Here is a 14,862-nt window from a genome sequence, read left to right as displayed (position 1 = left end):
GGAGCGCCAGCGTACGGGAGCAGAGCGAGCGTAGCGAAGCCTGCAGGTAGCCGCCGTTCCTCGCAGATCCTGGCCTCCAGGATCTACGTCATAAGCTGCGAGGGGGCTGCGTCATGGTGCTGTGGCTCGTAAGCTGGCGGCTGTGAGCGGGGTTCTGACGCAGCGTGCACGGCGCGAGACCGAGACGCGGCTGGCTGAGCAGCCGCGGCGGTTGGCGCATGTCCGGGGCGTCGCGGCGACTGCCGAGCGGTTGAGTCGGCGTTTCGATCCCCAGACAGCGGACTGTCTGGTCGCAGCGGCGTGGCTGCACGATATCGGTTACGCATCGTCGTTGCGCCGGACCGGGTTTCATCCGCTCGATGGAGCGGAGTACGTGCGAGCGGCCGGCTTCGGGGAGCTGGCCGCCTCCTTGGTGGCCTTTCATACCGGAGCGCACGCGGAGGCTGCCGAGCGGGGCTTGTCAGGCTTATCCGCGTTCAGTGATCCGCCCAGCGATTTCCTTGATGTGCTGACTTTTTGCGATCTGACGACCGGACCTGACGGGGCGCCGATATCACCGCGCGATCGGTTACGCGACGTGCTGTCGCGTTATGGATCCGAGGACCCGGTGCACCGGGCGGTCGACGCGGGCCGCGACGAATTGTTGGCGGCCGTCCGGCGAGTACGCGACTGGCTATAAACCCAGCCGGTTAGCCGAGGTAGGGGCCGTCGCGGTGTTGCAGGTAGTGCTCGATGCGCAGCCTCATCGACGGATGCATATCCAGGTTAGGGATCTCGTCGGGTGCAGTCCAGGCGATGTCCGTGCTTTCGTGGTCGATGGCAAGGGTGCCGCCGAGCACCGTGGTGGTGAACAGGAGCGAGAATTGCTGGCGGACTTCGCCATCGGTGAACGCGACCACGTGGCGGGGATTGGTGTAGACACCGACCAGACCCGTGACTTTGACGTCAAGCCCGGTTTCCTCTTTGACTTCCCGCACGGCGGTGTCGGCGATAGTTTCGCCGATGTCGTGGCCGCCGCCCGGTAGCGCCCACAGGGTGTTGTCGCGGCGTTTGATCAGCAGAATGCGACCGTGTTCGTCGGTGACGATGGCCGAGGCCGACGGAACGACACTGTTGGGCGCCGGGGCGTTGGGGTCGTTGTAGTAGTCGGTGCGCATCGGGGTCAGCCTTTCGAGGTCAGCGGTCTGGCATGGTCCCAGACCTGGGTGAAAGCGTCTTCAAGGGTGGCCCAGAGCCGTGGCTCGTGGTGACGTGACAGAACCAGCACAGGGTTGTTGCGCCCGGCTGAGCCGTAGATGTGGAAGTTGACGATCATGGCGTCATCGACCCGAAAGATCGACGTGTAGAGCGCGGTGTCGTGGGTGCGGATGTCCAGCCCCGGGGTGCCGGCGTGAGGGGCGAGCAGTTCCACGGACGTGCGGCAGCGGGCGATGACGGCCTCGCCGATCCCTTCCTCCTCGCCGCGCAGGATCGTGGTGGGGGTGTCGGGGTCCCCGACGAGAAACCGCACCGTCACACCGCGGGCGGCGGCGGCGAGCAGGGTGTCGAGGAATCCGTCGAGGGTGTCGAACAGGAACGTGGCCGCCAGGACGAGGATGTCGATGCCGGTGGTGGCGTCGGCGAAATGCTGCTGCCACATGGTGATGGGTAGCTGGGTGCGGCTGGCATACAGGGTCGCGGTGAACGGCCCACCCGCAGACGCTGTTGCCACTGCGCTCGCGGTGGAGGGTGGGTACTGGTTGGGCCACAGGTCATGCGGGGTGCAGTCGAGCACCTCGCTGGCTCTGTGGGCGTTGTGTTCGCGAATTCTGTAGTCGCTATCGGCCAGCCAGCGTCGCACCGACTTGATATCGACACCCACCGCGGTGGCGAACCGCTGCGAGGACAGACCTTTGGCGTGTAGCCGCTGCACGAGGCGATCGTTGGGAGTGATGGCGGCCTCGGTGCCGTCCTGCTCGTCCATCGTGCCAGCGCACATCTTCCCGTGTCGTCCGTATCCATCCCTCAGCGCGTGGTGTCTAGTTTGCCATGCGACTGCCGCCACCCGGCGGCGATAGTGCCGGTGTGATGTCCGTGGGTATGTCCGGGCCGTGTCCGAAATGCCCGTGGATGTGTCGGAAATGTCGGCATATGTCTCTCGCAACGTCCGTGATGTCCACGTGAACTGAGTCCAGCGCCGGACCGGCGTCAACAGCTCACGAAAGGACCAGTAGGACAATGCGTTTGAGAATCGATACGTCTGGGACTCGTTTTATCGTCACCCGCGCTCCTGAGCCACGGCTGAACTTCGAAACCGGCGCCCCGAAAGTCGACACCGCCACCGGGATGCCGATGTACGCCACCCAGGTCCTCGCGCTGGATGACTCCGGCGGCGAAGTGCTCATTGTCACTGTGGCAGGAGACCCCAAAGTGACAGTCACGCAGCCTGTTTCGGTAGTTGGTCTGGTGGCCATCCCGTGGGCCCAAGGTGATCGCAGCGGGGTGGCGTTCCGTGCTGATGCCCTCACCGCCGCCACCGCCAGTGGTGCTGCGCCGAGTGAGCAGACACGCCCGCAGAAGTAACAACCCCCAAGCGGGTGTGGGGTGCGGTGAGCAGATCATCGCACCCCGCCACCCCGACACCCCGGGCATTGCTGTTGACCACACGCTCACGGAGGGCATCTCTCATGACATCGAACAAGAAGAACACCACCAACAGTGGATCAGGCGATGACGACTGGTTCGGAGAACTGGTCATGTCGCTGTTCACCGCATCCGGGTATGTGCTGTGGTGGGCGGTGCTGTTCCCGGCGATCAGCGTGCCCATCATCGCCAGCCTCGTCCTTGCTATCAGCCACGGCCCACGCGTGGGCCTGATCTGCGCGATCGTGTGCAGTGCCGGGTATGCGGGCTGGGCCTGGCTCCAACCGGGGTCATTTCGCGCCTGGGTGACCGAACCGGTACGGCGGCGCTGGCTCACGTGGTCGCGCTACACCCGCACCTGGGAATCGACCTGCACCTTGCACGGCCTGACCGCCACCCTCGGCGGACGCACTCTCACTCCCACCCTGCGCACGGTGACGATCGGTAAAACCACCGATGTGCTCGTGGTGCGGATCGTCACCGGCCAGTCCGTGGCAGATTGGCATAAACAGTCCGACGCGCTGGCCGCCGCGTGGCGCGCCGGCCGCATCAGCATCACCGCCATCTCGCCCGGCGAACTGCGCATCACGTTAATGCGCGCAGACGTGCTGGCTGAACCGATCGCCCTGCCCATGCCAACCCCGGCCACCCCGGTCGATCTGGTGTCGGTGCGGGTCGGGATCACCGAAACGCGACATTGGTGGCAGGTGCCGCTGCTCGGTCACCACGTGCTGATCGCCGGGGCAACCGGCGCAGGCAAAGGCTCAGTGCTGTGGTCGTTGATCGCCGGCATTGCCCCCGCGGTGAAGACCGGGCTGGTCCGGTTGTGTGTCATCGACCCCAAAGGCGGCATGGAACTCGGTGCCGGAGCACCCCTGTTCACCGTGTTCACCCACGACGCCACCGACACCACCCTGGAGTTGCTACGCCAGCTCGTCACGGTGATGCACGCCCGGGCGAATCGTCTGCGCGGCCACACCCGCCTACACACCCCCACGACGTCGGAGCCGTTGTTCGTTGCGGTGATCGATGAGATCGCCGCACTGACCGCATACGTGACCGACCGCAAGGTCCGCACCGAAGTCGAACAACTCCTGGGCCTGCTGCTCTCCCAAGGCCGCGCAGTCGGCATCAGCGTGGTCGCCGCGGTCCAAGACCCGGCCAAAGACACCCTGCCGGTACGGCAGCTGTTCACGGTGCGGATCGGGTTGCGGCTGACCGAAGCCACCCAAACCACCATGGTCCTCGGCCAAGGGGCGCGCGATGCCGGGGCAGAATGCGACCGCATCCCCGACACCACCCCCGGGGTGGGCTACATGATGGTTGACGGCACCGCCCACGCCCAGCGGGTGCGGGCCTTTCACGTCACCGACCACGACATTACCGCCCTGGCCAGCCGGTTCCGCCGAACCGCGAGGCGACCGAACAAGCCCCACCAGCCACACAACACCGATACCGGCCACACCGCGAGTGAGGGCAGCGGTGAATAGCTCCACGACATCGGCGCAGCTTGTCCTACCGGGTGTTCCGGATACAGCTGACACCGCCCGGGTGGTCGAGCAGATGGTGCGGCGCGCCGCCTCGATGGGATACGAATCCTGGTGGCGACGAGCAGAATCCGTCGGATTCTGCGCCCACCCCATCCAGCTGATCGGTGCCGATGAGTACGGGCGTCAGCGGGTGGTATGGACGCGCTGCAACAACCGTCGCGCCCACATCTGCCCCTCCTGCTCGGATCTCTACGCCCGCGACACCTGGCAACTCGTGCACGCCGGTGCCGCTGGCGGTCACCACGGCATGCCCACCACGGTGGCCGATCATCCGCAAGTGTTTGTCACTCTCACCGCACCGAGCTTCGGGGCCGTCCACACCGCCACGAAGTCACGGGAGAAGGCAGCGCAGGTGTGCCGCGACCAGCACCGGGTCGGCGGCTACCGACGCTGCCCGCATGGAAAACAATTGTGGTGCAGCATGTCCCATGATCATGGCGACGAGCGGGTCGGCCAGCCGCTGTGTCCGGAGTGCTACGACTATGCCGGGCATGTGCTGTTCACGTGGCACCTGCCCGAACTGTGGCGACGCTTCACCATCACCCTGCGGCGCGCCCTACGCAAAAGCCTGAAAGCCGCCGGAGTTGACCCGGATACGGTGCGAGTGAGCTTCATCAAGATCGTCGAACTGCAAGCCCGCGCTATCCCACACATCCACGCACTGATCCGCCTGGATCCCCACGACGACCTTGACCGCCCCGGGTGGGAATCACCTATCGGTGCAGTCGAACTCGCTAAGGTCATCCAGTACGCCATCCGCACCGTCACACTCACCGTCAACGACCCGACAGCCGATGGCGGTGGGCAGACGATACGGTTCGGCACACAGATCGACACCCAACCGCTAACCGCATCGGTGGATCCGCCGCCAAATGAGCACAATTCAGGCTCAAGCCGGTCCATGTCTAGCCGGCTGGTGGCGCGCTATCTCGCCAAGTATGTCACCAAATCCTTGGCAGCCCTCGGAATCAGCGCACGCCGCCTATCTACGGAAGCCATACCCGACCTGGACGTGTCCGAGCATGTGCGGACCATCCTGACCACCATCAGCGATCTCGCGGACAAAGGACTGTCCGGCATCGGGCGGTGGTTGCACACCCTCGGATTCCGCGGCCACATCACCAGCAAATCCCGCCGTTATTCGACTACCATGACCGTGCTGCGCGAACAGCGCGCCATTTGGACGCGTCAGGAAAGCTCGAAAAGCACTGCATACCAATACGATCCCGACTGTGACTTCGCCGGTGGCGATGATCTGGTGGCGTGGGAGTTTGACCGTGCCGGCCCCGGCAGCCTCGGCGATCGCAGTCTCGTCTATTCCGCGGCCCTCCAACGTATTCACATCCGCCGCATCGGACTAGTGGAAGCCCGTCGCCACACACGCAGCCAGCATTGGGATCCACCAGGGGCAAGCGATGGCTGAACGATGCCCAACCCCACATGCTCGCTCCGAATGTGACGCTCGAATTAATGCACCGAGCATGTCAGAGGGAGGTGTTCAAATTGACCTGCCGAACCGGAATCGGCTTCCGCGCGAGGCCAACCGCGCGCTGGTAAACGTCATACTGGCTGTGCGGGACCGGACCCGCGGATCACGAAGGGAAGTGGCATGAGCCTCAGGTTCGCTTTCTATGGCCGAGTGAGTACCGAGGACGCTCAAGATCCCGAGGCGAGCCGCAGCTGGCAGAAACGTCGTGCCATCGATCTGATCACTCCGCATGGCGGAGTCCTCGCTGTCGACTACTTCGATATAGGTCAAAGCCGTTCGCTTCCCTGGAAACGCAGACCGGAGGCTTCACGTCTGCTTGCAGATGTCACTTCTCGTGACCGTGGCTTCGATGCCGTGGTGATCGGGGAACCTGCTCGCGCGTTCTACGGACCGCAATTTGCGCTCACTTTCCCGGTGCTCACGCACTACGGGGTTGGCCTATGGGTGCCTGAAGTCGGCGGAGCGGTTGATCCCGGATCCGAGGCACACGACCTCGTGATGACGCTCTTCGGCGGTATGAGCAAGGGAGAACGCGCACGAATCCAGATGCGCGTCCGTACCGCGATGTCGGCACTCGCGCAGGACACAACCAGATACCTCGGCGGTCGCCCACCGTACGGGTATCGACTCGTCGATGCCGGCCCGCATCCCAACCCTGCCAAGGCAAGTCTTGGGCAGCGGCTCCATCGTCTCGAACCCGACCCCGCGACATGTTCGGTCGTCGAGCGGATCTACCGCATGTACGCCGATGGTGCTGGCTTGCGCTTCATCGCACAGCAGCTCACCGACGATGGAGTGCCATCACCAAGCCAATATGACCCGGAGCGGAACCGGCACCGTGATCCGCGCGGATGGTCCCATTCGGCGATCCGCGCAATCCTCGACAACCCGGCGTACCGCGGTATTCGTGTGTGGGGCAAGCAGGAGAAATACGAGGTCTTGGTCAACCCCGACGATGTCGCTGCCGGGTACGAGACTCGCATGCGGTGGCGTGACGAGGTCGACTGGATCGCACCTGACCGGCGAACGCACGAAGCGCTGATCACTGACGAGCTGGCGCGGGCTGTCCGACTTCGGATGCAGGCGCGGCGGGGTCCGGGTCTTGTGTGTAGCAGAGAATCGACGGTGCCATATGCGCTGCGCGGGCTGCTGTTCTGTGCCGCATGTGGACGCCGCATGCAGGGCGCCGCCCGGCCGGGGAAGCAAACAACGCGGATCCTCTACCGTTGTGAGTTCGGCAAGTCACGTTCTGTACCTGTGGACCTGAGTGATCATCCGCGCACCGTCTATCTCCGCGAAGACGCAGTGACAGCGCGACTCGACGAATGGATCGCCACTCTGGCCGATCCAGAAGACCTCGCACGCGGGCAAGACGTGGACCCGGCGGCCGGACCTGGCTACGCCGCCTTGCAGCGCCAGCTGAGCGAGGCGAATGCCAAAGTGGCTGCCTTGATCACCGCCGTGGAGTCTGGCGTGGCCGTTGAGGATCTAACTGCTGCGTTGCGTCAACGTACCGCCGAGCGCGACGAGCTGAGGGCACGCGTTGAGCGAGTGGCGCGGCCCCGCGCCATGTGTGCCGCCGAGATCAGTGAGTTAGTTAAGGAGTTAGGCGGACTGTCGGTCATCCTCGGCGCGGCAACCGGAGCTGAGCGCGCCGAGGTGTACGCAAGCTTGGGCCTGCGTCTCGACTACGACCCGCATCTTCGGCGAGTCACGGCGACTGCCGACCTGAGTCGTGTCGCCGGATGTGTCCGAGGGGGGACTTGAACCCCCACGCCCATTAGTAGGGCACTAGCACCTCAAGCTAGCGCGTCTGCCATTCCGCCACTCGGACAGGACCAACCGCATGGGTTGGCAGCTAAGGCTATCGGATTGTCGCACGCGCGCCCAATCCAGTCGGGCCGCGCAGCGCCGCGCCCGGCGGCCTTGGCAATGGTAGGAAAGGTGGTTGTGACCGCGCGCACCGAGAACCCGAACGACCCGAGTGACGATGTGGTCGAGGTCGTCAGCCGGCTGATCCGGTTCGACACCACCAACACCGGCGAACCGGAGACGACGCGCGGCGAGGCCGAGTGCGCGCAGTGGGTCGCCGAGCAGCTCGCCCAGGTGGGCTACCTGCCCCAATATGTGGAGTCGGGTGCGCCGGGCCGCGGGAATGTGATCGCCCGGCTCGCGGGTGCGGACAGTTCGCGCGGCGCACTGCTGATTCACGGGCATCTCGACGTGGTGCCCGCCGAGCCGGCCGAGTGGAGCGTGCACCCGTTCTCCGGAGCGGTCAAGGACGGCTTCGTCTGGGGCCGCGGCGCCGTGGACATGAAGGACATGGTCGGCATGATGATCGTGGTGGCCCGGCAGCTGAAACGGGCCGGGATCGTGCCCCCTCGCGATCTGGTGTTCGCCTTCCTCGCCGACGAGGAGCACGGCGGCAGCTATGGGGCGCAATGGCTGGTCGACAACCGGCCCGACCTGTTCGAGGGCGTCACCGAGGCGATCGGCGAGGTGGGCGGCTTCTCGTTGACCGTGCCGCGCCGCGACGGGGGCGAGCGCCGGCTCTATCTGATCGAGACGGCCGAGAAGGGCCTGTCGTGGATGCGGTTGACCGCCCGCGGTCCGGCCGGACACGGGTCCATGGTGCACGACCAGAACGCCGTCACCGCCGTCGCCGAGGCGGTCGCCCGGCTGGGCCGGCACCAGTTTCCGCTCGTGCTGACCGACACGGTCGCCCAGTTCCTGGCGGCCGTCAGTGAGGAGTCCGGGCTGACGTTCGACGTCGAGTCGGGCGACCTGGCGGGCGTCATCGAAAAACTCGGCCCGATGGCCCGCATGCTCAAGGCCGTCCTGCACGACACCGCGAACCCCACGATGCTCAAGGCCGGATACAAGGCGAACGTCGTCCCGGCCGTCGCCGAAGCGGTGGTCGACTGCCGCATCCTTCCGGGCCGCAAGGCGGCGTTCGAGGCCGAGGTCGACGAGCTGCTCGGCCCGGACGTGACGCGCGAGTGGATCAAGGACTTCTCGTCGTACGAGACGAGTTTCGACGGTGACCTGGTGGACGCCATGAACGCCGCCGTGCTGGCGCTCGACCCGGACGGTCGCACGGTGCCCTACATGCTTTCCGGCGGTACCGACGCAAAGTCGTTCGCGCGCTTAGGTATTCGGTGTTTCGGCTTCAGCCCGCTGCGGTTGCCGCCTGACCTCGATTTCACCGCGTTGTTCCACGGCGTCGATGAGCGGGTACCCGTGGACGCGCTGAGGTTTGGCACCGATGTGCTGGCTCACTTCCTGACACACTGCTGAACGACACTCAAAACGAAAGGATTCGCCATGAGCACCGCGCCCGACCCGTACGCCGCGCTGCCGAAGCTGCCGACGTTCACCCTGACGTCGGAGTCCGTGACTGACGGCCAGTCGCTGGCCATGCCCCAGGTCAGCGGGATCATGGGCGCCGGCGGCGAAGACGTCAGCCCGCAGCTGAGCTGGTCCGGATTCCCGGGGGAGACCCGCAGCTTCGCCGTCACCGTCTACGACCCCGATGCGCCGACGGCCTCCGGGTTCTGGCACTGGGCGGTGGCCAACCTGCCGGCCGACGTCACCGAACTGCCGGCCGGCGCGGGCGACGGAAGCAACCTGCCCGGCGACGCGCTGACGCTGGTGAACGACGCCGGGATGCGCCGCTACATCGGTGCCGCGCCGCCGCCGGGACACGGGCCGCACCGGTACTACATCGCGGTGCACGCCGTCGACGTCGACAAGCTCGACCTCGACGAGGACGCCAGCCCCGCCTACCTCGGTTTCAACCTGTTCCAGCACGCGATCGCGCGCGCCGTCATCCACGGGATTTACGAACAGAAGTAGGGCGGCGGGCCCAGGCCCGAAATCACTTGCGCCACTTTCGTCCCGGTGCTTTCGCCGTGGCGAGTTCCTGTCGGTGGGCGGGCTTAGTATTCGAACATGCGTTCGATAGATGCTTACTGCTTGTTTGGGTGCCGGGTTGGGCGGCGCGCATGGGGTTGACCGACCGTGAGCAGATTGCGGCCGACGTGGAGGCGTTGTGCGCGGCGGCGGCTCGTTTGCAGGGGCATTCGTATGCGGCGTTGACCACTCCGGAGCGCTTGGGGATCTTGGAGACACTCGAAGGTGTCACTCGCAAGCTTCAGGCGCCGAGTCATGAGTTGATCAATCAGCTTGGTGAGCAGGCGGATTCGGCGGAGTTGGGTGGCAGGTTGTCGTGGGCGTTGGCCGATCGGCTGCACATCAGTCGCGGGGAGGCCAGCCGTCGTGTCGCCGAGGCCGCCGAGCTGGGTCCGCGCCGGGCGCTGTCGGGTGAGCCGTTGGCGCCGGTGCTGGCGGCGACCGCGGCGGCCCAGCGCGCCGGGGCCATCGGCGCCGAGCATGTGGCGGTGATCCGGCGGCTGTTTCGCCGGCTGCCCGAGTCGGTGGACCTCGACACCCGTGAGCACGCCGAAAGACACCTGGCAGCCGAGGCCCGGCACTATCGCCCCGATCAACTGGCCACGCTGGCCCGCCACCTGATGGACTGCCTCAACCCCGACGGCCACTACACCGATGCGGACCGGGCACGGGCGCGCGGACTGGTGCTGGGCAATCAGCAGGCCGACGGCATGTCGAAGCTGAGCGGGTGGCTGACGCCCGAGGCCCGCGCGACGTGGGAGGCGGTGCTGGCCAAGCTGGCCGCGCCCGGGATGTGCAACCCCGACGACGAGGCGCCGGTCAGCGATGGCGCCCCGAGCGAGGAGGCGGTGCAGCGCGACACCCGCAGCCCCGCCCAGCGCAACCACGACGGCCTCAACGCCGCGCTGCGCGGAATGCTGGCCAGCGGCGAGCTGGGTCAGCACAACGGGTTGCCGGCGGCCATCGTGGTGACGACCACGCTTAAGGAGCTGGAGGCCGCGGCGGGTAGAGGCTTGACCGGCGGGGGCACCATCTTGCCGATGTCCGACGTGATCCGCCTGGCCCGCCACGCCCACCACTACCTGGCGATCTTCGACAACGCCAAACCAGTGGCGCTCTATCACACCAAGCGCCTGGCCTCACCGGGACAACGAATTGTCTTGTACGCCCAGGACCGCGGCTGCTCGCACCCAGGCTGCGACGTGCCCGGCTACCTCTGCGAAGTCCACCACGTCACAGACTGGGCCCACACCCACCGCACCGACATCGACCAACTCACACTGGCCTGCGGACCCCACCACCGCCTCCTCGACAACGGCTGGACCACCCGAAAACGCGCCAACGGCGACACCGACTGGATCCCACCACCCCACCTCGACCACGGCCAACCCCGCACCAACACCTTCCACCACCCCGAAAAAATCCTGGCCGAAAACAATGAAGAGGATGACGAGGCGGGCGCGGCTTAACTCGCCGCCCCGCCGGCCCTAGGCGCCGCCGAGCCGACTGCATCGCTGAGCGAGGCGAAGCCGCCCTCGCGCAGCCGGCGCGCGATGCCGTCGTGAATGCGCTTGGGCCACAAGCCCCCTCCGTAGATGAAGCCGGTGTAGCCCTGCAGCAGCGACGCGCCCGCGGTGATCCGCTCCCACGCGTCGTCGGCCGTTTCGATGCCGCCGACGCTGATCAGCACCAGTCGATCACCCACCCGGGCGTAGAGCCTGCGCAACACCTCGGTGGCGCGCCGCGCGACCGGCGGCCCGGAGATGCCACCGGGTCCCAGCGCGTCGACCCCCGGCGTCTTCAGGCCGTCACGCGACACGGTGGTGTTGGTGGCGACGATCCCGGCCAGCCCGAGCTCGACGGCCAGGTCGGCCACGTCGTCGAGGTCGGCGTCGGATAGGTCGGGCGCGATCTTCACCAACACCGGTGTGGAGGTGACGGAGGCCTCGGCGAGGACGGCCGACAAGATGGGCCGCAGCGACTCGACGGCCTGCAGGTCGCGCAGCCCTGGCGTGTTGGGCGAGCTGACGTTGACCACCAGGTAGGACGCCAGCGGCCCGACCAAACGGGCGCTGGCCCGGTAGTCGCCGACGGCGTCCGCGGCCGGCGTCGTCTTCGTCTTGCCGATGTTCACCCCGATCGGGATGTCGGGTCGATGCCGCGCCAGCTGGACCGCCAGCGCGCCCGCCCCCAGGTTGTTGAAGCCCATCCGGTTCAGCAACGCACGGTCGGCGGGCAGCCGGAACATGCGCGGGGGCGGGTTGCCGGGCTGGGCGTTGGCGGTGACCGTCCCCACCTCGGCGTAGCCGAACCCCAGTGCGCCCCAGGTCATCAACCCTTTGCCGTCCTTGTCGAACCCGGCGGCCAGCCCGAGCGGCCCCGGGAATCGCACCCCGAACACCGTGCTCGCCAGCGCCGGATCGCCGGGGCCGAGCAGCCGGTGCAGCAGCCGCCGTTTGAAGCCGAGGACGGTGGCGCCGCGCAGCACCGCGAAGACCATGGTGTGGATGCGCTCGGGCGGCAGCAGGAAGAACAGCCGCCGCACGAGGCCGTACACCACGCCTTCGCGCGGTGGGGTCGCCGTCACAGTTCCGGTTGGTCGGGCCGCCGGTTGTCCAAACGAGACTTCTTGCGGCGCAACAATACTCGTCGGCTGCCGTCGGTGTAGAGCCGCACCCGGGTCAGCTCCCAGCCGCGGTACTCGGCCTCGATGGACAGCCGGATGGACGCGCTGAGGCGGGTCACGTCGGGCGGCAGGCGCAGCGGCACCCACTCGTATTCGTCGGACAATTCGGTGTCCCAGCCCGCGGGCAACTGACTTCGGCGCGACGCGGTCAACGCGGACCCGCCGCGTGTTCGATCACCTGGACCCCCGCACCGGACCCCGACACCACGTACAAGGTGTCTGACGCTTCGCCGAAGGCCAGTGAGTTCGGTTGCTGCACGGTTGGGTAACGCACCTTTTCGACGGGAATTCCGGTGGACAGATCGTAACCAATAACGATATTCGAAGCGGTCTGGGTAACCCAGCTCAACGCGCGGGATCCGGCCAGACCGTATGGCGCCCGGGGCACCGGATAGGCCTGGCGCAGGATCAGCGGGTCGACGCCGTACACCAGCAGCTGGCCGCCCCGGGTGTCGGCGACCAGGATCCGGCCCCACGGGTCCGCGACCATGGTGGTCGCGCCCTCTCCCGCCCGCAGCGCCTGGCGGGCTTGACCGTCGGGGCCGACCGTGGTCACCGAGGTCTGCCCCCGGTCCAGGACCGCGGTCGTATTCCCTTGCGTGGCAAGCGCATCCACGCGCGCAAAGATCTTGTTCCGGCTGTCGACGGTCGCGCCGGCGACGGCGCCGGGCGTCGTCGAGCCAAGGGTGTAGACGGCCCCGTCGGCGCTGCCCAGCACCAGCTTGCCGTCGGCGCGCTGGGCGACCGCGGTGAAATCCGTCTGCTGCGCGTCGTCGACGTTCACCTGCCTCGTGTGGCCGGTGGCCACATCGACCACGAAATAGCCGCCCCGGGTGGCCAGGTAGAGCGTGCCGTGGGCGTCGTCGCTCATCGCCGTCGCGGGCCCGGGCAGGCCGATGACGCGCGGCGCGGCGCTCGGGTCGCCGAAGACGGTGACGCTGGCAGGCCCCGTCGGGTCGGCGCCGGGCGCGAGCACCGCCAGCTGGTGCGTGCCGCCGTCGAAGGCAGCCGCGACCGCGTGGCCGGGGAGGGGAAGCACCCGGCCGGCGGGGTGCTGCGACACCGGGGGAGACACGGCTGCCGCGGCCGGTTCGATGGTGGGCGGCGCGGATTTGAATGTATTCGACGAACATCCCGCGACCGCGCCCAGCAAAAGCGCGAAGCTGAACGCGGCCCGATGAGCTGTTGATCGGTAACGCTTCTGCCGTGACAGCAATTATTTTCCTTCGCGTAACGACGGTGGACTTCCCAATCTAAGGAACGCCTTCGCATCCAATATCGCCATGTCTCCCACATCAAGTCCCGCGGGCGAGGTATCGTCGGCTCATGGCCGTCATCGCTGACCGGCATATCGCTGAGAAAGAGTTTGCTGTCGAGGACTTCTCGACAGGAATTTTCGCCAGCGGTTACGGACAAGTCGGTGATGGACGCAGTTTTTCCTTCCACATCGAGCACCGTTCGCTCGTCGTCGAGATTTACCGCCCGCGCCTCGCCGGGCCGGTTCCGCAGGCCGAAGAGGTGGTCGCCACCGCGGTCCGCAGCCTGGTCGACATCGACCTCACCGACGAACGCAGCCTGATCGCCGCCGTGCGCGACTCGGTGGCGCACGCGGTGCCGGTCTCGCACTAGTCACCCGCCGGCACGCGCTGGTCAAAGAGTCACACCGGGTACGGTCGTGGTCGTGGTCCTGATCGTGGTTGCCCCGACGTCTCGGACGTCCCGGTCGGGCGTCGCGGCATGACGGTCATCCTGTTGCGCCACGGTCGGTCCAGCTCGAACACCGCCGGTGTCCTGGCCGGGCGGTCCGAGGGCGTCGACCTGGACGACAAGGGCCGCGGCCAGGCCGCCGGGCTGATCGACCGGCTCGGTGATCTGGCCATCCGCGGGCTGGTCAGCTCGCCGCTGCTGCGCTGCCGGCGCACCATCGAGCCACTCGCCGAGGCGCTGTGCCTCGACCCGGTCATCGACGACCGGCTCGCCGAAGTCGACTACGGGGAGTGGACCGGCCGCAAGCTCGCCGAGCTGGCCGGCGAGCCGCTGTGGCGGGTCGTGCAGGCCCACCCGAGCGCGGCGGTGTTTCCCGGCGGCGAAGGGCTGGCGCAGGTGCAGGCGCGCGCCGTGGCCGCCGTCCGGGAACACGATCGACGGCTGGCCCAGGAATACGGGGGAGAGCACGGCGGCGACGCGCTGTGGGTGGCCTGCACGCACGGCGACGTCATCAAGGCGGTCGTCGCCGATGCGTACGGGATGCACCTGGATTCCTTCCAGCGGGTCACCGCCGACCCGGCGTCGGTGAGTGTGATCCGCTACACCGAGTTGCGCCCGTTCGTGGTGCACGTCAACCACACCGGCGCGAAGTTGGCCGCGGCGCTGCGGGCCGGCCCGCCCCCGCCCCCGGACCAGGCGCAGGACAAGGGCGAGGACAAGGCGCAGGACAAGGCGCAGGACGGGGCGCACGACAAGGGGGAGTCGAAGACCGACGGCGAGTCCCCGGCGGCCGCAACGGAACAGGCGGCCGCGGCCGTGCCGTCGGGCGACGCCGTGGTCGGCGGCTCGACGGATTAATTCCGCTGTTGCGGGGCAATCGAATCGCACGGCGAAGG

At 67.2% G+C, this 14,862-nt stretch carries 15 protein-coding genes and 1 tRNA gene; 10 read left to right on the top strand and 6 right to left on the bottom strand.

Features of this window, described 5'->3' with window-relative positions; all coding sequences use genetic code 11:
* Nucleotides 1–142: 142 nt before the first annotated feature.
* Nucleotides 143–679: an HD domain-containing protein gene (locus HMPREF0591_RS19720; protein ID WP_005116484.1), complete on the top strand. Its 537-nt coding sequence runs from the start codon at nt 143–145 to the stop codon at nt 677–679.
* Nucleotides 680–689: 10 nt separating this feature from the next.
* Here HMPREF0591_RS19720 and HMPREF0591_RS19715 read toward each other — a convergent pair whose 3' ends face one another.
* Together HMPREF0591_RS19715 and HMPREF0591_RS19710 are read right to left on the bottom strand one after the other, a co-directional pair.
* Complete coding sequence (locus tag HMPREF0591_RS19715; RefSeq protein ID WP_005086575.1) at nt 690–1,157, bottom strand: NUDIX hydrolase; 468 nt, start codon at nt 1,155–1,157, stop codon at nt 690–692.
* A 5-nt stretch (nt 1,158–1,162) separates the two neighbouring features.
* Nucleotides 1,163–1,963, bottom strand: coding sequence for a hypothetical protein (locus HMPREF0591_RS19710; protein ID WP_005086574.1), 801 nt, complete (start codon nt 1,961–1,963; stop codon nt 1,163–1,165).
* 254 nt (nt 1,964–2,217) lie between these two features.
* Here HMPREF0591_RS19710 and HMPREF0591_RS19705 point away from each other — a divergent pair, with 254 nt between their 5' ends.
* The 4 genes from HMPREF0591_RS19705 to HMPREF0591_RS31120 all read left to right on the top strand — a co-directional run bounded on the left by HMPREF0591_RS19705 (nt 2,218) and on the right by HMPREF0591_RS31120 (nt 7,428).
* Nucleotides 2,218–2,562, top strand: coding sequence for an SCO3933 family regulatory protein (locus HMPREF0591_RS19705; protein WP_005086573.1), 345 nt, complete (start codon nt 2,218–2,220; stop codon nt 2,560–2,562).
* Between the two features lie 104 nt (nt 2,563–2,666).
* Nucleotides 2,667–4,112, top strand: a complete 1,446-nt coding sequence (locus HMPREF0591_RS19700; protein ID WP_005086572.1) for an FtsK/SpoIIIE domain-containing protein — start codon at nt 2,667–2,669, stop codon at nt 4,110–4,112.
* Complete coding sequence (locus tag HMPREF0591_RS19695; protein ID WP_005086571.1) at nt 4,105–5,595, top strand: replication initiator; 1,491 nt, start codon at nt 4,105–4,107, stop codon at nt 5,593–5,595. The genes HMPREF0591_RS19700 and HMPREF0591_RS19695 overlap by 8 nt, the downstream gene beginning before the upstream one ends.
* A 186-nt stretch (nt 5,596–5,781) precedes the next feature.
* Nucleotides 5,782–7,428 carry a recombinase family protein gene (locus tag HMPREF0591_RS31120; RefSeq protein ID WP_005086570.1) on the top strand — a complete coding sequence of 549 codons (1,647 nt, stop codon included), beginning with the start codon at nt 5,782–5,784 and terminating at the stop codon, nt 7,426–7,428.
* Here HMPREF0591_RS31120 and HMPREF0591_RS19690 read toward each other — a convergent pair.
* Nucleotides 7,410–7,495 (bottom strand) — tRNA-Leu (locus HMPREF0591_RS19690). The genes HMPREF0591_RS31120 and HMPREF0591_RS19690 overlap by 19 nt on opposite strands.
* Nucleotides 7,496–7,593: 98 nt before the next feature.
* On the opposite strand from HMPREF0591_RS19690, the gene HMPREF0591_RS19685 reads away from it, so the two are divergent.
* The 3 genes from HMPREF0591_RS19685 to HMPREF0591_RS19675 all read left to right on the top strand — a co-directional run bounded on the left by HMPREF0591_RS19685 (nt 7,594) and on the right by HMPREF0591_RS19675 (nt 11,042).
* Entirely contained in the window at nt 7,594–8,958 is a 1,365-nt protein-coding gene (locus HMPREF0591_RS19685; protein ID WP_007170413.1) for a M20/M25/M40 family metallo-hydrolase, read from the top strand.
* A gap of 27 nt (nt 8,959–8,985) precedes the next feature.
* The gene (locus HMPREF0591_RS19680) at nt 8,986–9,516 is read left to right on the top strand and encodes a YbhB/YbcL family Raf kinase inhibitor-like protein (RefSeq protein WP_007170412.1); all 531 of its coding nucleotides are present in this window, start codon (nt 8,986–8,988) and stop codon (nt 9,514–9,516) included.
* 149 nt (nt 9,517–9,665) lie between these two features.
* The gene (locus HMPREF0591_RS19675; RefSeq protein ID WP_007170411.1) at nt 9,666–11,042 is read left to right on the top strand and encodes an HNH endonuclease signature motif containing protein; all 1,377 of its coding nucleotides are present in this window, start codon (nt 9,666–9,668) and stop codon (nt 11,040–11,042) included.
* On the opposite strand, the gene HMPREF0591_RS19670 is transcribed toward HMPREF0591_RS19675, so the two are convergent.
* From HMPREF0591_RS19670 to HMPREF0591_RS19660, 3 genes are read right to left on the bottom strand one after another with little or no spacing between them, the layout of a single operon-like run.
* Nucleotides 11,039–12,130: a quinone-dependent dihydroorotate dehydrogenase gene (locus HMPREF0591_RS19670; protein WP_167310165.1), complete on the bottom strand. Its 1,092-nt coding sequence runs from the start codon at nt 12,128–12,130 to the stop codon at nt 11,039–11,041. The genes HMPREF0591_RS19675 and HMPREF0591_RS19670 overlap by 4 nt on opposite strands.
* 26 nt (nt 12,131–12,156) lie before the next feature.
* A complete protein-coding gene (locus tag HMPREF0591_RS19665) occupies nt 12,157–12,411 on the bottom strand; it encodes a DUF5703 family protein (protein WP_040623163.1) in 255 nt (84 codons plus the stop codon).
* A complete protein-coding gene (locus tag HMPREF0591_RS19660) occupies nt 12,408–13,412 on the bottom strand; it encodes a YncE family protein (RefSeq protein ID WP_040623161.1) in 1,005 nt (334 codons plus the stop codon). Before HMPREF0591_RS19660 ends, HMPREF0591_RS19665 begins: the two co-directional genes overlap by 4 nt.
* Before the next feature lie 173 nt (nt 13,413–13,585).
* Between HMPREF0591_RS19660 and HMPREF0591_RS19655 the strand changes: the two genes are divergently transcribed.
* Both HMPREF0591_RS19655 and HMPREF0591_RS19650 read left to right on the top strand, forming a co-directional pair.
* A complete protein-coding gene (locus HMPREF0591_RS19655) occupies nt 13,586–13,888 on the top strand; it encodes a hypothetical protein (RefSeq protein ID WP_007170407.1) in 303 nt (100 codons plus the stop codon).
* Between the two features lie 108 nt (nt 13,889–13,996).
* Nucleotides 13,997–14,824, top strand: coding sequence for a histidine phosphatase family protein (locus HMPREF0591_RS19650; protein WP_007170406.1), 828 nt, complete (start codon nt 13,997–13,999; stop codon nt 14,822–14,824).
* Nucleotides 14,825–14,862: the final 38 nt, after the last annotated feature.

The organism is Mycobacterium parascrofulaceum ATCC BAA-614, from assembly GCF_000164135.1.
Lineage (GTDB): Bacteria > Actinomycetota > Actinomycetes > Mycobacteriales > Mycobacteriaceae > Mycobacterium > Mycobacterium parascrofulaceum.
Note: the sequence above shows the minus strand (reverse complement) of the source record. Positions and strands in the feature narration are given on the sequence as shown.

Excerpts from the sequence above, each read along its gene's own strand:
- HMPREF0591_RS19680 (WP_007170412.1), top strand. The coding sequence starts at position 8,986 with ATGAGCACCGCGCCCGACCCGTACGCCGCGCTGCCGAAGCTGCCGACG.
- HMPREF0591_RS19685 (WP_007170413.1), top strand. The coding sequence starts at position 7,594 with ATGGTAGGAAAGGTGGTTGTGACCGCGCGCACCGAGAACCCGAACGAC.
- HMPREF0591_RS19700 (WP_005086572.1), top strand. The coding sequence starts at position 2,667 with ATGACATCGAACAAGAAGAACACCACCAACAGTGGATCAGGCGATGAC.
- HMPREF0591_RS19655 (WP_007170407.1), top strand. The coding sequence starts at position 13,586 with ATGGCCGTCATCGCTGACCGGCATATCGCTGAGAAAGAGTTTGCTGTC.
- HMPREF0591_RS19705 (WP_005086573.1), top strand. The coding sequence starts at position 2,218 with ATGCGTTTGAGAATCGATACGTCTGGGACTCGTTTTATCGTCACCCGC.
- HMPREF0591_RS31120 (WP_005086570.1), top strand. The coding sequence starts at position 5,782 with ATGAGCCTCAGGTTCGCTTTCTATGGCCGAGTGAGTACCGAGGACGCT.
- HMPREF0591_RS19715 (WP_005086575.1), bottom strand. The coding sequence starts at position 1,157 with ATGCGCACCGACTACTACAACGACCCCAACGCCCCGGCGCCCAACAGT.
- HMPREF0591_RS19650 (WP_007170406.1), top strand. The coding sequence starts at position 13,997 with ATGACGGTCATCCTGTTGCGCCACGGTCGGTCCAGCTCGAACACCGCC.
- HMPREF0591_RS19675 (WP_007170411.1), top strand. The coding sequence starts at position 9,666 with ATGGGGTTGACCGACCGTGAGCAGATTGCGGCCGACGTGGAGGCGTTG.
- HMPREF0591_RS19710 (WP_005086574.1), bottom strand. The coding sequence starts at position 1,963 with ATGGACGAGCAGGACGGCACCGAGGCCGCCATCACTCCCAACGATCGC.